17 protein-coding genes are annotated in these 14,876 nt (G+C 75.1%); 5 read left to right on the forward strand and 12 right to left on the reverse strand.

From position 1 onward, the window contains the following. Positions 1-25 precede the first annotated feature (25 nt). Genes soxR through OG774_RS21110 form a run of 4 tightly spaced genes read right to left on the reverse strand, consistent with a single transcriptional unit; the run spans position 26 to position 2,675 of the window. Positions 26-484: a redox-sensitive transcriptional activator SoxR gene (gene soxR, locus OG774_RS21095; protein ID WP_328304029.1), complete on the reverse strand. Its 459-nt coding sequence runs from the start codon at positions 482-484 to the stop codon at positions 26-28. Further along, positions 481-1,023, reverse strand: a complete 543-nt coding sequence (locus OG774_RS21100) for an NADPH-dependent FMN reductase (RefSeq protein ID WP_328304031.1) — start codon at positions 1,021-1,023, stop codon at positions 481-483. The genes soxR and OG774_RS21100 overlap by 4 nt, the downstream gene beginning before the upstream one ends. 29 nt (positions 1,024-1,052) lie before the next feature. Then, a complete protein-coding gene (locus tag OG774_RS21105; protein ID WP_328304034.1) occupies positions 1,053-1,442 on the reverse strand; it encodes a hypothetical protein in 390 nt (129 codons plus the stop codon). Between the two features lie 24 nt (positions 1,443-1,466). Next, positions 1,467-2,675 carry a DUF2786 domain-containing protein gene (locus OG774_RS21110; protein ID WP_328304036.1) on the reverse strand — a complete coding sequence of 403 codons (1,209 nt, stop codon included), beginning with the start codon at positions 2,673-2,675 and terminating at the stop codon, positions 1,467-1,469. 219 nt (positions 2,676-2,894) lie between these two features. On the opposite strand from OG774_RS21110, the gene OG774_RS21115 reads away from it, so the two are divergent. Continuing rightward, the gene (locus tag OG774_RS21115; RefSeq protein WP_328304038.1) at positions 2,895-7,484 is read left to right on the forward strand and encodes an AAA domain-containing protein; all 4,590 of its coding nucleotides are present in this window, start codon (positions 2,895-2,897) and stop codon (positions 7,482-7,484) included. 111 nt (positions 7,485-7,595) lie between these two features. Here OG774_RS21115 and OG774_RS21120 read toward each other — a convergent pair whose 3' ends face one another. The 8 genes from OG774_RS21120 to OG774_RS21155 all read right to left on the reverse strand — a co-directional run bounded on the left by OG774_RS21120 (position 7,596) and on the right by OG774_RS21155 (position 12,176). Continuing rightward, a complete protein-coding gene (locus tag OG774_RS21120; RefSeq protein WP_328304040.1) occupies positions 7,596-8,660 on the reverse strand; it encodes an EcsC family protein in 1,065 nt (354 codons plus the stop codon). Between the two features lie 35 nt (positions 8,661-8,695). Then, positions 8,696-9,253: a hypothetical protein gene (locus tag OG774_RS21125; RefSeq protein ID WP_328304042.1), complete on the reverse strand. Its 558-nt coding sequence runs from the start codon at positions 9,251-9,253 to the stop codon at positions 8,696-8,698. 26 nt (positions 9,254-9,279) lie between these two features. Continuing rightward, the gene (locus tag OG774_RS21130; RefSeq protein WP_328304044.1) at positions 9,280-9,849 is read right to left on the reverse strand and encodes a DUF3558 domain-containing protein; all 570 of its coding nucleotides are present in this window, start codon (positions 9,847-9,849) and stop codon (positions 9,280-9,282) included. Next, a complete protein-coding gene (locus OG774_RS21135; RefSeq protein ID WP_328304046.1) occupies positions 9,846-10,256 on the reverse strand; it encodes a hypothetical protein in 411 nt (136 codons plus the stop codon). Before OG774_RS21135 ends, OG774_RS21130 begins: the two co-directional genes overlap by 4 nt. A gap of 89 nt (positions 10,257-10,345) precedes the next feature. Beyond that, positions 10,346-11,077: a hypothetical protein gene (locus OG774_RS21140; protein ID WP_328304047.1), complete on the reverse strand. Its 732-nt coding sequence runs from the start codon at positions 11,075-11,077 to the stop codon at positions 10,346-10,348. Next, positions 11,077-11,490: a nitroreductase family deazaflavin-dependent oxidoreductase gene (locus OG774_RS21145; protein ID WP_328304048.1), complete on the reverse strand. Its 414-nt coding sequence runs from the start codon at positions 11,488-11,490 to the stop codon at positions 11,077-11,079. Before OG774_RS21145 ends, OG774_RS21140 begins: the two co-directional genes overlap by 1 nt. 19 nt (positions 11,491-11,509) lie before the next feature. Beyond that, positions 11,510-11,653 carry a hypothetical protein gene (locus tag OG774_RS21150; protein WP_328304050.1) on the reverse strand — a complete coding sequence of 48 codons (144 nt, stop codon included), beginning with the start codon at positions 11,651-11,653 and terminating at the stop codon, positions 11,510-11,512. Positions 11,654-11,735: 82 nt separating this feature from the next. After that, positions 11,736-12,176 carry a DUF3293 domain-containing protein gene (locus OG774_RS21155; protein ID WP_328304052.1) on the reverse strand — a complete coding sequence of 147 codons (441 nt, stop codon included), beginning with the start codon at positions 12,174-12,176 and terminating at the stop codon, positions 11,736-11,738. 77 nt (positions 12,177-12,253) lie between these two features. On the opposite strand from OG774_RS21155, the gene OG774_RS21160 reads away from it, so the two are divergent. From OG774_RS21160 to OG774_RS21175, 4 genes are all read left to right on the forward strand, one after another. Further along, on the forward strand, positions 12,254-12,544 hold the full coding sequence (locus tag OG774_RS21160; RefSeq protein ID WP_328304054.1) for a hypothetical protein: 291 nt from the start codon (positions 12,254-12,256) through the stop codon (positions 12,542-12,544). 7 nt (positions 12,545-12,551) lie between these two features. After that, positions 12,552-13,691: a putative T7SS-secreted protein gene (locus OG774_RS21165; protein ID WP_328304056.1), complete on the forward strand. Its 1,140-nt coding sequence runs from the start codon at positions 12,552-12,554 to the stop codon at positions 13,689-13,691. Beyond that, positions 13,688-14,050, forward strand: a complete 363-nt coding sequence (locus OG774_RS21170; RefSeq protein WP_328304058.1) for a hypothetical protein — start codon at positions 13,688-13,690, stop codon at positions 14,048-14,050. The genes OG774_RS21165 and OG774_RS21170 overlap by 4 nt, the downstream gene beginning before the upstream one ends. A 133-nt stretch (positions 14,051-14,183) precedes the next feature. Then, the gene (locus OG774_RS21175) at positions 14,184-14,870 is read left to right on the forward strand and encodes a hypothetical protein (RefSeq protein ID WP_328304060.1); all 687 of its coding nucleotides are present in this window, start codon (positions 14,184-14,186) and stop codon (positions 14,868-14,870) included. Positions 14,871-14,876 lie beyond the last annotated feature (6 nt).

A 14,876-nucleotide genomic window follows, 5' to 3' on the forward strand; every position in this document is an offset into this window, starting at 1 on the left:
AAGGTAACCACGACACATGACGTGGTCAACCCACGAGACGACGCGGCCCCGGCCCGTCCTCGCCGAGGCGGTCGTGCGGGTTGGCGAGGCCGCAGCGGTCGATCGAGAGGCAGCCGCAGCCGATGCAGCCGGTGAAGTCGTCGCGCAGCTGCTCGAGGCGCCGGATGCGGTCGTCGAGCTCCTCGCGCCACTGCGCCGAGAGCCGCTCCCAGTCCGCGCGGGTCGGGGTGCGCCCGTCGGGCAGCGAGTCGAGCGAGGCCCGGACCTCGGCCAGCGGGATGCCCACGCGCTGCGCGATGCGGATGAACGACAGCCGGCGCAGCACCTCGCGGCGGAAGCGGCGCTGGTTGCCCGACGTGCGGCGGCTGGAGATCAGTCCCTCGCGCTCGTAGAAGTGCAGCGCGGAGACGGGGACGCCGCTGCGCTCGGCCACCTCGCCGACGGACAGCTCCTGGCCCGGATAGGGACGGGGGTGCTCGCTCACGTCGGGCTCCCCACGGCGCGCTCGTCCCGGGCGCGGCGCAGGGTGCGGGCCCACCACACGAGGGCGTCGAGGAGCACCGCCGCCGCGGCCTCCTTCGCGCTCTCCTCGCGCGGCCGGCCGCTGCCGTCGAAGGCCCCGGCCGCGCCGTGGAAGCTCACGGTGTCGCGAAGCCCCACGGCGTGGAGCTCGGCGAGCACCGGCCGCAGCTGCTCCACCGCGCGCAGCCCGCCGGACATGCCGCCGTAGGCCACGAACCCCACCGGCTTGTCCCGCAGCTGCCCCGACGTCGCGTCGATCGCCGTCTTCAGCGGGCCGGGGAAGCTGTGGTTGTACTCGGGGGTGACGACGACGAGGGCGTCCGCGAGCCCGACGCGCTCGGCGAACGCCTGGTCGAGCCCGGTGTCGGCCAGATCGACGACGTCCACGGAGAGCTCGGGGCGCCGGCGGGCACGGTCGGCGAACCACTCGGCGACCACCGGTCCGAAGCGGCCCTCGCGGACGCTGCCGACCACGACGGCGAGTCGGATGTTCTCGGTCATGGCGCCGAACGTAGAACCTCGACGATCGTTCAGGTCAAGGACGCGAGAAGGCGGACGGTCGCGACGGCCGCCTCCTCGGTGCGCACGCCCTCCCGCTCGGCCCACGACGACACGGTGCCGCCGCCGGCGAGCTCGGCGCCGAGAGGACCCTCGGCGGGAGCCGTCACCTCGGCGGTGACCGCGTCGCAGGCCTCGAGGACACGGTCGCGCCGGCGGGCGAGGTGCTCGACGAGGACGTGACGCAGCTCGGTGAGCGCGTTCTCGTCCCCGCCGGCGAGGTCGCCGGCCGTGCTGCGCAGCACCGCCTGGAGCGACTCGGAGGGCAGGCCCGGATCGTCGGGCCCGGCCTTCGCGTCGAAGCCCCGCTTCGCGTCGCGCCTGCGCTTCTTCTCGGCGCGTCGCTCGCGGTTCCCGGCCACGGGGGCATCCTGGCCTACCGGTGCCTAGCCGGTGGCCAGCGCGTCACGGCCCGGGGTGAGGCTGGCGGCGTCCGCCGCGGCGCGTCCCGCCGCCCAGCCCGCCCCGTTGTTGACGCTGAAGCGCCGGCGGGTGACGCGGGGGAACAGCTCGCCCACCGTGCGCTCGACGACCTCCGCCCGCGCGGCCAGCACGGGCAGCAGGCCCTCGCCCAGCTCGGCGCGGGCCTGCGCCTGGGCCTCGTGGGCGGCCGCGGCGAGGCGCTCGCCGATCCTCGTCGCGTAGGCGAGCAGGAACGCGTGCCGGAACGAGCGCGTCCGCGAGCGGGGCACCGTGCCGTCGTCCGCGATGAGCATCGCGCGGTCGGCCTGCACCAGCAGCGACGTGACCAGCAGCTCCACCGTCGCGAGGTCGGTGGCGTGCCCGATGACGGTGACCATGTCCAGCGCGGCGAGGCCGATCGCCCGGCACCGGTTCGCCGCGGCCACCTGGTGCACGAGGCTCGACTTCGCGCCGGCGTACGGCGGGTCGAGCCACAGACGCCGCGCCGCCGCGCGCGGGCCGGTGTCGGCGGCCGGGGTGACGAGGGCCTGCGCGAGGGCGTGGCGCCCCATCAGCTCCTGCGCCTTGGCCGAGAGCGCCTCGGCCTCCTCGGGATACTCGGTGGACTCGGCCTTCGCCAGCAGCCCCCGGACGCGAGCGAGCACCCGTGCGTCGACCCCGTCCGGCGGCCGCGCCTCCTCCCCGAGGCGCGGCAGGGCCGGCAGCGAGCGCATCAGCCCGACCAGCGCCACCGCCGCGCGCAGGGCGGCGTCGGGATCGACACCTCGCACCGTGCTCCACTGCACCACCAACGGCGTGTCGCGCGCGGGCGGCTCCGTGCCCGGCCCCGCGCCCAGGTCGGCGAGGTCGGCGTCGGTGGCCGCGTCGCCGCTGGGCCGCCGTGCCGCGGCCGCGCCGAGCACGTCGACGGCGAGCACGAGCCGCCCCGCGGGGAGCCGCCTGCGCACCACCTCGGTGACGTCGCGGGGACCCCAGCCGTGCTCGTGCAACGCGTCCGCCGCGTCCAGCAGGGCGAGATCCGCCCCGGCCGACAGCGCCCGCGACCGTCCGTACCGCACCCGCAGCATCTCGGCGTTCCGCCGCTCCGCCCGGGCATCGACGGCCGCGAGGCCGGTGAGGAACCGCGCGACCTCGGCGGGGTCGTGGGGGTCACGTGCCTCCGTCGTTCCCATGGCGTCCTCCTCTCGGGTCGGTCACGGGTTCGACGGGCGCGGGGCCCGCGCGGTTCCCTCGGGTTTCGCGGCAGGGTGCACGGCAGGGTTCGCGGCAGGGTTCGCGGCAAGGTTCGCGGCAAGGTTCGCAGCAAGGACGGGCTCACGTGCCCGCACCTGCACCGGGATGCGATTGTGGTCCGCCGGAGGACCGAGCACGCGGGCGGAGGGAGCGAGGTCGTGGCCGTGCCGCAGGAACCGCTCCGGATCGCGAGCGGAACGTCCGGGGACACCCCGGCCACGGTGCGTCCCGAGCACGACCCCGCCCTGCGCGACCGGGTCCAGCGCCTGGTCGAGGTGCTGCGACGGGTGGCCCTCGCCCGCGCCCGCCCCGTCCGCCACACCCGTCACCACGTCGGCGAGCTCGCCCTCGTCGACGTGGCCGACCAGAGCGCGGTCCGGCGCCCGGCCGAGGCCGGCGACGAGATCCTGCGCGCCTCCGCCGAGGGCCCGATGAGGGCGACGTTCGACGCGCTGTTCGACCTCATGCGCGCGGCGGCGGACCAGCCCGAGGCCGTCGAGCTCGTCCTCGCCGGCGGCCTGCTGCACGCGCCCGACCAGGACGTCCGGGTCCACCTGCTCGCCCGCCCGGTGCGCATCGAGCACGACGGCGACGAGATGGTCGTGACGCTCGCGGGTGACGCCGCGCGCTGGGAGCACGAGGAGCTGCTGGCCGGCACCGGGCTCGTCGACGACGCCGCGCCCGCCGAGGACGTCACGCCTGCGTCGCCGCTGGACCCCGACCTCGTCGCCCTCCTCGCCGGGTGGGCGGACCGGCACCTGCGGGTCGAGCACGCCCGCGGCGACGACTGGATCGCCCCGATCGGGCCCGGCACCACGCTGGTGCCCGCCCCCACGCTCGTCGCCCGCCGGCGCGGGGCGACGGCGCTGCGCACGTTCTACGACGCGATCGTCGCCGACCTGGCCGACTCGGAACGCCCCCTGCCCGTCGGCCTCGCCCAGCTCGTCGAGGCGATCGAGCCCGCCGACCGGGCCGCCTGGCTCGCCCGCACGGGGCGCGACGAGGCGCCCGTCGTCGACCCGCTCTTCCCGCTGCCCGTCGGCGCGGCGCAGGGCCGGATCCTCAGCAGGCTGGGTCGCGACTCGGGGGTCGTCGTCGAGGGGCCGCCGGGCACCGGCAAGACCCACACGATCGCGAACCTGCTCTGTGCGCTGCTCGCCGAGGGCCGCCGCGTGCTCGTGACCAGCGAGAAGGCGCAGGCCCTGCGGGTGCTGCGCGACAAGCTGCCGCCGGAGATGCGCGATCTGTGCATCTCGCTGGCCGAGGGTTCCGACGGCGGCGACCCCGGGCTCGGCGCGGGCATCGCGGGTCTCGAGGCGCGCAGCACCGAGTTCGACCCCGACGAGGCCGACCGCACGGTCGCCGAGCTCGTGGAGCGCCGCGACGGGCTGCGCGCGGACCGCGACGCCGCGCTGGCCGCCCTGGTCGCCGAGCGCGCGGCCGAGACCTCGGTGCAGCGCGACCTCGGGCCCGGCATGACCGGCACCCGCACCGAGGTCGCCCGTCGCGTGCTCGCCGCCCGCGCGCAGGACGGCTGGCTCGCCGACGTCGTCGGCCCTGACGCCGAGCTCCCGGCCGAGCCCGCGCTGACCAACGACGAGTTCGCCGAGCTCCGGGCCCTGCTCGCCACCGAGACCCCGGCGCGCCGCGAACGCGCCCGCCAGGTGCTCCCGCCGCCGGTGGAGCTGCCGCCGGAGAGCCACGTCGCCGACCTCGCCGAGACCGTCACCCGGGGCCTGGACGCCACCAGCGGCGACGCGGGCGAGGTCGTGGCCGCGCTCGGGCGCCTGCCGTCCGAGGCGGCCGCGCACCTCCCGACGATCAGCCGCCGGGTGGCCGACGCGCTCGCCGAGCTCGAGGACACCGGCGAGGACGCGGAGTGGGCGCACGGGGTCGCCGACGCGCTGCTCTCCGGGCGCGCCGGGCACCTGTGGGGTCGTGCGGTCGACGGGCTGCGCGCGGTGGACGCGGTGCTCGACCACGACCGCCGTGCCGGGCCCGCCCAGGTGCGGGTCGACGACGGGGTGGACCCCGCCGCCGCGGCGCCGGTGTTCGAGCGCTTCGCGGCGTTCCTCGCCGACGGCGGCACGACGAAACGGCTGTTCAAGCCCGACGAGCAGAAGGCCGTCGAGCCGTACCTGGCGTCGATCCGACTGCAGGGCGCCCAGCCGACCACGGTCTCGGGTGCCACCGCCATCGCGCACCACCTGCGGATCCTCGAGATCACCGACCGGCTGGCCGAGGGCTTCGCGCCGCTCGGTCGCCCCGTGCGCCGCGACGAGCACCGCGCGATGCTCGTCGAGCAGGTCCTCGCCCTGCGCGCGACGTGCCTCGCCGTCGGGAAGGTCCTCACCGCAGCGGTCGACGTCCGGCGCCTGCTCTCCGCCCTGCCCCCGGCCGAGCGCCCGCGGGTGGACTCGCTGGCGCGGCTGCAGGTGCTCGCCACCCTGAGCCTCGACGTCGACGACACCCGCGCCGCCGACCTCGCCCGCAGCGAGCTGGAGGAGGTCGTCGAGCGCGTCCAGGGCGGCGTGCCCCTGGCCCGCCAGGCGCCGGAGCTGATCGCGGTGCTCGAGGCCCTGCGCCGCCGCGACGCCGACACCTACGTCGACGCGGTGCTCGCGGTGGAGGCGGCGCACGACGAGGCCCGCGACCAGCGGCGCGCCGACGCCCTCGGCGAGCGCCTCGAACGCGCGGCGCCCGGGGTGCTCGCCCTGCTGCGCGCGCACGCGGGCGAGGCGTGGCCCGAGCGCGAGGCGCGCTTCGACCGGACGTGGGCGTTCGCGCGGGCCGTGGCGCGTGTCACACAGTGGGCCACGGCCGAGGACGCCCCGGACCGCCTCGCCGACCTCGACGTCGAGCTCGCGCGGGTCACGGCCCGGCTGGCGGCGGCGCAGGCGTGGCGGGCGTGCCTGTCCCGGGTCACGGCCGAGCAGATGCGCGCGCTGCAGAGCCATCGCGCGTCGGTGTCCGCCGTGGGTCGGGGCACCGGGCGCTTCGCCGACCGCTACCGCACCGCGGCCCGCGAGGCGGTCGCCGTCGCCCGCGACGCCGTGCCCGCGTGGGTGATGCCGATCCGCGAGGTGCTCGCCGCCGTCGAGCCGCGGCCGGACGCGTTCGATGTGGTGATCGTCGACGAGGCCAGCCAGGCCGACCTGACCAGCCTCTTCCTGCTCTGGCTCGCCCCGCGCGTGATCGTCGTGGGCGACGACCGGCAGTGCACGCCCGCCGACGTCGGCGTCGGCTCGCTCGAGCCCGCGTTCGCCCGGCTGGAGACCGACCTGCCCGAGGTGCCGTTCTACCTGCGCAGCCAGTTCACGCCGCGGGCGAGCGTGTTCTCGGTGTTCCGGGCGACGTTCGGCCCGCCGATCCGGCTGCGCGAGCACTTCCGTTCGATGCCCGAGATCGTCGGCTGGTCGTCGCGGGAGTTCTACTCGGGGCCCGACGACACGGGTGCGGGGGCGCCGCTGGTGCCGCTGCGCCAGTTCGGCGCCGACCGCCTCCCGCCGCTACGGGCGACGTTCGTGCCCGACGCGACGGTGCGCGGCCAGGGCTCGTCGCTGGCCAACGACGCCGAGGCGGCCGCGCTGGTCGACGCCGTCGCACGCTGCGCCGCCGACCCGGCCTACGCCGGCGCGACGTTCGGGGTCGTCGTGCTGCAGGGCCACGGGCAGGTCGAGCTGATCGACGGCCTGCTGCGCGAGCGGCTCGGGGTCGACGAGTGGGAGACCCGGCGCCTGCGGGTCGGCGTCGCTGCGGACTTCCAGGGTGACGAGCGCGACGTCGTCTGGCTCTCCATGGTCGTCGCGCCGGGGCACCGGCTGGTGTCGCTGACCGCCGAGCGCTACCGCCAGGCCTTCAACGTCGCCGCGTCCCGGGCCCGCGACCAGATGTGGCTGTTCCACTCGGTCGCCGCCGAGGACCTCGCCCCCGCCGACCTGCGCCGCAAGCTCCTCGAGCACGTCACCGCGCCCGAGCCCGACGGCTCCGCGGGCGCGCCGGAGAACCGCCCGGCGCCCGGCCTGGTGGACCGCGACCACCGCCACCCGGCGTTCGGGAGCCTGTTCGCGCAGCGGGTGTTCGCCGACCTCTCCGCGTCCGGGTTCGCCGTCGTCCCGCAGGTCGAGGTGCACGGGCGGACCCTCGACCTCGTCGTCACCGGGGCGAACGGACGGCTGGCGGTGGTGTGCGACGGCGACGAGCAGCGGCGCGCGGCGACCCGCGCCGACGTCGAGGCCGAGCACGACCTGCGGCGGTGCGGCTGGCCGGTGGTCCGCGTCGCGGAGTCCCGCTACGTCACCGACCCCGAGGCGGCGCTGGCCCCGGTGCTCGAGGCGGCCGCCGCCGCGGGCATCACGCCCTCGGCGCCGACCGGGCCGCTCGCCGTCGTCGAGTCCGCGCCCGGCGGCCACACCGAGTACCGGCCGCGACGCGGGCGCTCCGGGCGTGCGGTGCTGGGCGAGGCCGTGCCGGAGACGCTCGAGGACCTGGTCGACGACCTCGCCGCCCAGGGCTTCCCGCCCCCGCGCCGCGAGGCCCGGGTGCACGACCCGCGCGGCGGCGGCGTGCTCACCGACGCCGCGGCCCTCTGGCCCACGGGGATCAGTCGGCGTGCCCTCGCCCCGCCGGTCGTGCTCGACCCCGACCTCACCGAGCCCGCCCAGGACCGCCTGCGCGCCCTCGGGTACCGGGTGTTCACCTCCGTCGCCGACATCCGTGCCCACCTCGGGGAGTCGACGGAGCGTTAGGGGTTCTGGGTCAGCGGCGGCACGTCGCTGACACCCAGTGTCCGTATTCTTCCGTCGATCACCGCGAGCACTCGGTCCACGAGGTCACGCTCCGCGAGGTCTCGGGCGCGGTCAGGCGCCCGCGAAGATCTCGTCGCCCTCGTCGTCCGCGTCGTCGCCACCGTCGTCGGGCTCGCCGTCGACGTAGCGCCGGTAGGTCGTCGGGTCGAACGGCAGATCGACGCCGAAGGGCAGCTCGTACTTGTCGTGCAGGAAGCGCTCGCGGTAGAGGTGCTCGGCGGTGTCGACGACGGTGGCCAGCAGCCGCGCCGAGAGCACCGCCCCGACGCCGATCCCGAGCACCGGCACGAGCTGCGCGAACTCCTTCTGCCCGATCTGGGCCAGAAGGCGGCGGTACACGGCCTGCCCGAGGCGCTTGATCTGCGCCTGCTGCTGCTTGCGCTTCTGGTTCTCCTCGGTCTTCGCCGTGATGAGCTCGGTGAGCTCTTGGTAGGCGCCGGGGGCGTCCTCGTCGGACGACAGCCCGACCGCGAGCACCGCCAGCGCGATGATCTGCTCGGAGCGCTTGGTGACGTCGTAGCCGTAGTAGGCCGCGACGTGCGCGACGGCCCGCGTGCAGGAGGCCACGGTGACGAGCGTGTCGCCGGTGAAGGTCGCCACCGTCACCGCGATGCCGGGCAGGCTGCCGATGCCGGCGCCGTTGGTCCCGCCGGCGGCGGCGGTGATGCCCGCGCCGGACAGGAAGCCGGTGACCCCGCCCTGGATGCCCGCGAACACCGTGTAGCCGATGTCGAGCCGCGGCATCGCCGCCTCGACCTGCGCGATGTCGAGCTTGCGGATGTCCTTGAAGTCGGTGACGTCGTGGCCCTGCGCCCGGAAGTCCGCGAAGACCGTTTCCCGCCGCAGGGTCGCCGCGCCCGCACCTGCGCCCGCGGCCGCGAGCTGGTGCATCATCCCCTGGACGCTGTCGTCCACCTGGGAGACGCCGGGGACCTTGCGCAGGAACGACGTGATCTCTCCACCGACCCCGGCGAGGCCGTTGAGGACCGGGCTGAGCATGCCGGACGAGCTCTGCAGCGACCGGTCTTTCCACCGGGCGACCTCGCGCCAGCGCTCCACGTCACCGGGGGACACGTCCGGTGTCGTCGGTGCGGTGTCCTCGGTCGTCGCGGTCACGTGCGGGACGTTACCCACCGCAGGAGCATCCGACCTCATCGCAGAGGTGACGGACGTATGTCGAGGCTCCCGTCCGAGTGGTACCGGATGAGGGCGTCGGCGGCCTCCGGCAGCCCTTCCTGCACCGCGAGCGCGCGTTCGCGGTGCTGCCAGGCCTCGCGGTGTGGTGCGTAGGCCGGCCAGTCCTCCCTCTCGCGCAGCCGCCGCTCGCGCTCATGCGGCGCGACGTCGACCCACACCGTCAGCGCCTGGTGCGCCCGCAGCACCCGCGCTCCCGCGCCACAGCCCTCGAGGATGACGACGGGTCCGGGCAACGGGCGCTCCCTCTCCGGGCCCTCGCGGTCGTGCTCCCAGTCCCACGACCTCCACCGGGGCGTGCGCCGATTCCGCAACGGCTCGACGAGCCCGTCGGCCGCCCGCGGCGGGCCCTGCGCGAGACCGTCCCAGCCGGGATAGAACTCCTCGATCGAGACGACCTGGACGCCCTCCCGGCGACCGAGCGCCTCTGACAACGCCGTCTTCCCGGCCCCGGAGAAGCCGTCGACGCCGACCAGGATCGTGTCGCCGGCCGAGGGCGGGAGCGATGCGAGCAAGGCGGCGAACCCGTCGACCGACTGGCTCACTTCGGCGGCGACGCGGGCAGGTTTTCGATCACCATCTCGGATACCCGCGTGGCCCTCTCACAGGACCTCGACCTCGTGCCCGGTGCGACGCCGATCTCGCTCACGGTGACGTCCGCGGCCTGCCCGACCGCGATGCCCGTGGTGACGGTGCACGTCAGCGCTCCGGGGGTCGTCTGCTGGAGCACCGCAGGCAGGCCACTGACCGTGACGGGCTCGAAGAGCTGGTACATGCCGCGGGCACGGTAGGTGTCGACGAAGTAGTCGCGATCGGGGTAGAGCGCGACCGAGGTCTGCTGGGTGAACGCGGAGTCTTCCCAGACGCAGGCGGGTCGTCCGGCCGGAAGCGGATCGAGCTGCCCGCGTGGCTCGAGGCCGGCCTTCTCGAGCTGCTCCGCCCGCAGCACCCAACACGGTCGGTCGGCGACGCCGCTCGCGTCGAGCGACCTGCTCGGTTCGGGAGCGCCGTATCGGTCAGGGGCTGGCGCGGGACCGGGTGTCGGGGCCGTCGAGCAGCCGCCGAGGATCACGAGAGCCGCGGCCGCGCCGAGGAGGAGGGCCCGCCTCACGGCTCCCTCAACGCCGCTGCGCTCCGCTCGTCCGCGCCGTCGTAGCCGGCCAGCGCACTCCGCAGGCCCGCGATCATGTCGTTGACCTGCTGGATGCCTTGGTCCAGCGCCTGGAGGAAGGAACCGTTCCCGCCGACGGCGGAGACCCCGAGCAGGGTGGCGGCGTCGAGGCTGACCTGGTCCCGCGAGGGCGGCGTGACCTTCCCGAGTTGCTCGGCCTCCCTTCGAATATCGAAGAGTTCCCTCGCCGCCTCCTCCAGCTCCCGGATCGCTTGGGGCGCGTTGGCCAGGTCCACCGCGAAGTCCCCGCCCCCGGCCCCGGGGGGCCGGTACCGCTCGACGACCCGCCCGTCGAACAGCGCGGTGGGGCTGTCGGCCCGGAGCGGCGGGGGTTGGGGCTCGGTCATCGGGCCGTCCTCCCTCTCGCCGCACCGGTCGCGGATCACGCTAGCGAGATCCCCGCCCCGCAACGGCCCGGTTCGGCAAAGAAGCACCCTCAGAACGGGCGCCGCCGACCCGCGGGCCCACCCGCGGCCGGCCGGACCTTCTCGCCCCGCGCCCGCTGCCCGGCCATGCGCATCGCCTCGACGATCAGGTCGCTGTTCCCGCGGCCCGTCGCCGCGTCGGTGCGGGGGAAGACCAGCGGGCTCGGGTGCGGCGCGGTCTGGACCGTCGCCCCGCGCAACGCCTCGGGCAGCCCGGCCCGGACGAGCCGGTCCCAGGCACGCGCCGCCGGTCGTCCCAGGAGGATGACCTCGGTCGGCGCCGGGTCGAGCATCTCCAGCATCTCGACCATGTACGGCTGGGCGCGCACCGACTCCTTCCACAGCGACCGCATCGGCTTGGCGGTGTTCGCCACCCACCACGGCACGACGTTCCAGTGCAACGAGATGTCGTAGCCGAGCTTGGCCCGTTCGGTCGCGATGTTGGTGTTGTGCGCGGTGGGGTCGTTGTTGTGCTTGCTGACGAAGCCCGACCCCTCCTCCGCCTCGCCCGACGGGTCCTGCAGCAGCACGAGGACGTGCGCACCGGCACCGGCGCTCGCCGGGTCGAAGTAGGGGATGTTCTCGTAGGTCGTGTCCCGGACGTGGTCGACCCAGCGGTTGAGCGGACCGACCGTGCCGTCGTAGCGCCGCGCCCAGCGCTCGGCGTGCACGTCCGGGGCCAGCTCTCGGCTGAGCAGCTCGCCGCGCCTGCCGGCGAGCTTGTTCCACACCGGGCGTGGCATCAGCGGCGTTCGAGGAGCACGACGGGAATGGTGCGCGAGGTCTTCTGCTCGTAGCCGGCGAAGCCCGGGTAGTCCGCCTTCTGCTTCTCCCAGATCGGGGCCCGCTCGTCGGCGGGCAGGTCGCGCGCGCGCAGGGCGACGGTGTCGGTGCCGATCTCGGCCGTGACGTCCGGGTTCGCGAGCAGGTTGTGATACCAGGCCGGGTGGACGTCCTCGCCCGCGTACGACGCGAAGACGGCGAGGTCGTCGCCGACGGCCTGGTACATCATCGGCGTGACGCGCTCGGTGCCCGACTTGGCGCCGATGTGGTGCAGCAACAGCAGCGGGGCGCCCTCGAACGGGCCGCCCACGCGGCCCTCGTTGGCACGGAACTCGTCGATGACCTTGTCGTTCCAGGAACGCGTGTCGCTCATGGCGCCCATCCTGCCGATCTCAGGCCAACGCCGCCGCGACGATCAGGAGGACGAAGGCGACGCCGACCGCCGCCCAGGCGAGCCCGGCCCGCCGCGTCGTCCGACGTCCGAGCGCGCTCAGGGCCGTCCCGGGCAGGACCGCGCCGAGGACGGCTGTGAGCACGCCGAGCAGGGCGCTCCCGCCGGCGACGCACGAGGTCGCGCGGGTGGCGCACGTCCCGAGCTCCGAAACCGCCCGGGCTCGGTCACACGATCTCCCACCCCAGGTCCACCGAGGGCGCATCGTCGCAGGCGAGCACGGTCCACGCCGACGGGCTCCAGCGGAACACGGCGTCCTGGCCCCAGGCCGCGCCGAACGCGCAGGCCACCGCGTCGTCGAGGCCGACCACCAGCGCGCCGACCTCCGCCGACGACCCGTCCTCGGCGCTCGCCACCGCGGTCCACCGGCGCAGGCCCCGCGCGTCGAGGTCGGCCTCGAGACGCGCCTGCCGCGAGGCGTTCTCGGCGTTCCCGGGACGCTCGGCGCCCGGGTTGTACGCGGTGACGACGTGCACGGGCCCGTCGAACGGGAACGTCCCGCGCACCGTCCCGGGCGGCCGCGGTCGCAGGACGAGCCCGAGGTCCGGGACGCGCAGGACCGCGCGCACGTAGTCGTCGGTCCGCGCCGTCCGTGCCTCGTCGTCCATGACGGGCCGGATTCTGCCGGGACGACTCCGACGAAACCGCACCCACGGGGCTGCCTCGTTGCCTAGCGTCGCGGTCCGTGCCGGACGTGCGGATGGTGATGCAGTCGCTGCTCGACGCCGCCCACGGGGTGAACGCCGTGATGGACGAGCTCGCCGCGCACGACGTCGGCGACCTCGGGACGACGCCCGCCGTGTTCGGCCACGAGCCGCTCGGGGTGGTCACGGCCGACTTCTGTACTCGCTGGTCCCACGGTCTGGCCAACCTCACCGACGACGGCAACGCCCTCGCGCGCGGTCTCGACGAGGCCGCGAGGGCCTACGCGAGCGCCGAGGACCTGGCCGTCGAACGGTTCCGCTGGGGCGGGTGAGGCGGACGTGGCCGAGCTCGGCGAGACCGCGGACCCGGCCGCGCTGCTGCCCGGCGACCCCGCCGGGGTCCGAGCCGTCCAGGCGACGATGGCGCGGCTCGGGGCCGCACTGGTCGGCGCAGGCGACGGGCTGCGCCGCATCGACACCGGCGACTGGCAGGGCGAGGCGGCCGACTCCTTCCGCCGTGTGTTCGAGCCGGTTCCGCCGCTGTGGACCGGGACGGGCGAGGCGTTCCTGGAAGCGGCCGACGCCCTTGCCGAGTACGCCGACGTCCTCGAGCGATCCCGCGACGAGGCCGCGACCGCCGTCCGGGAGTGGGCGGCGGACCCGGTCGCCGCCGTCGACCGGCTCCGGGCTGCCCGGGTCGAGGTCTCCGCGGCGGGGAACCGAGCCGCTGCCTCGGTGGCACACGCCCGCGATCTCGCCCCGCCGGCGCCGTCGGTGGCCGAGGCGCTCGGGGGCTTCCTCGGCGACCTCGCCGGCGGTGCATGGTCCGAGCTTGCCGCCACCGGCCAGTTCCTCTGGCAGGTCAACCCGACCCGCTTCCTCGTCGAGCCCGCCACGGCGGCACAGGGCTGGCAGGACCTGGGCACCGGCGTCGCGCACGCCGTCACCCACCCCGCGGAGACCGTCACGGCCGCGCTCGCCCCGCGCGAGGCGGCCACCAACCCCACCCGCTGGGCCGGCGAGGTGCTCACCGGAGCGGGACTCTCCGCACTCGGCGGCGTCGGCGCTGCCGGACGCATTGAACGCGCCACCCGCGCCGCCGGGGCGGTGCCGGCCGGCGCACCAGGGGACGGCGGCGACCAGGCCCCACCCCTCGGGCGCTACAACGGCCTGACCGCCGCGGAGCACGCAGCGAATGAGGGCGTCCTGATCGGGCGCCCGGGGAGTGCGAAGAAGATGAAGGTGCCGACCCGCGAGCTCGACACGTCCGAGGAGGTCGACGAGGTGTACCGCGCGCTGGCGGAAGGTGGGCAGGTTGTCCAGGTGAACGAGAGGCGATCGGTCGTGCTGCTCGAGGACGGCACCTACATCACGTGGCGACCGACGGCTGCCTCGACGGAGGGAGAGTCTGCGGTCGACATCAACGCGCCCGTCGACCAGCGCCTCAAGGTGCACACGCCGATGGAGGCGAACGGATGAGGGACGACGAACTCAAGTCGGCCCTGGTCGACGAAGCGCGCGACGATTGGATCGACCTCCTCCACGCCGTCGCCCTCGTCAAGATCGTCGAAGGGGGTGAAGGTCGAGTGACGCTCCTGCGGCGCGCCGGGCCGATGATGGTTGAACTCGTGAGGGAGGGGCGACTGGTCTGCGGCGAGCCCGCCATCGACCCCGCCCGTGGGTTCGAGCCGTGGACCCTCGGTGCCGCCGAAGCGGCGACCGTGGTCGAGCAGCACGTCCACCGGGTGCTTGAAGGCGAGGAGTCTTTGGTGCCGTGGGAGCCGTGCAGTTTCGCCCTGCCCGAGCAGGTCTCCAAAGACTCGTTCCCCACCCGCTGAGAACGCTTCGAAACCGAAGCGTTCTGCGCGACCTGCAAGGTCTCCCGCCGAGTTGTCCACAGGCCACGAATCGACGGGAACCGCAGCGACTCCGCGGGACTCCAAGAAGGAGAGGAGACCCGAGGAGGCAGGTATGGGAAAGCCCGCGCGAGCGCGACGGGACAAGGAACGGCGGGTGGCCGGGCGCCACCACGAGGACCGGGAGGAGCTCGTCCGGCGCACGCTCGGCCGCCGGGCGCTGCGCGAGGAACGGTGGGACGGCGAGCTGACGGTGCAGCTCCTCCCGCAGCACCTCGCGGCCGGGGCGTTGCCGTCGGTGGTGGTCGGACGTGAGTTCGAGGTCGCGCCGGCGATCTACACGGCGGATCACCTGCCGTCGCTCTCGGGCGGCGAGAGGTGGATGGTCGACGAGTTCGGCTGCTTCGACGGCCGCGGCACGGTGATCGCCGCGCCGGTCAGCGGCGACGCGTGCACCTGTCACGTCGACGTGCTCGACGTCGCCGGGCGGCTCTTCCCCGTGAACTGGGCGGCGTTCGAGCCGGCCGACGGGCGCCTCTGGCTGGAGGGGGCGCTCTACCTCGACCCGGAGCTGTCGGCCGGCACCGAGCACGGCGAGGCGGTGGCGCTCTGCCGACGGCGCTACCGGGTGCGGGAGATCCGCCGCTACCTCCGCACCGCCCTCCGCCCGGGCGCTCCGGTGCGACTCAAGGCCGTGGCCGAGCCCGACGAGGTCACCGACGACGCGATGTACGTCGCCGACCTGCGTCTCGTCGACGACGTCCCGCAGGCGGCGCTCGCGGGGGAGGTGGCCGCACGGTGAGGCCCG

Source organism: Actinomycetospora sp. NBC_00405 (assembly GCF_036044095.1).
GTDB classification, from domain to species: domain Bacteria; phylum Actinomycetota; class Actinomycetes; order Mycobacteriales; family Pseudonocardiaceae; genus Actinomycetospora; species Actinomycetospora callitridis.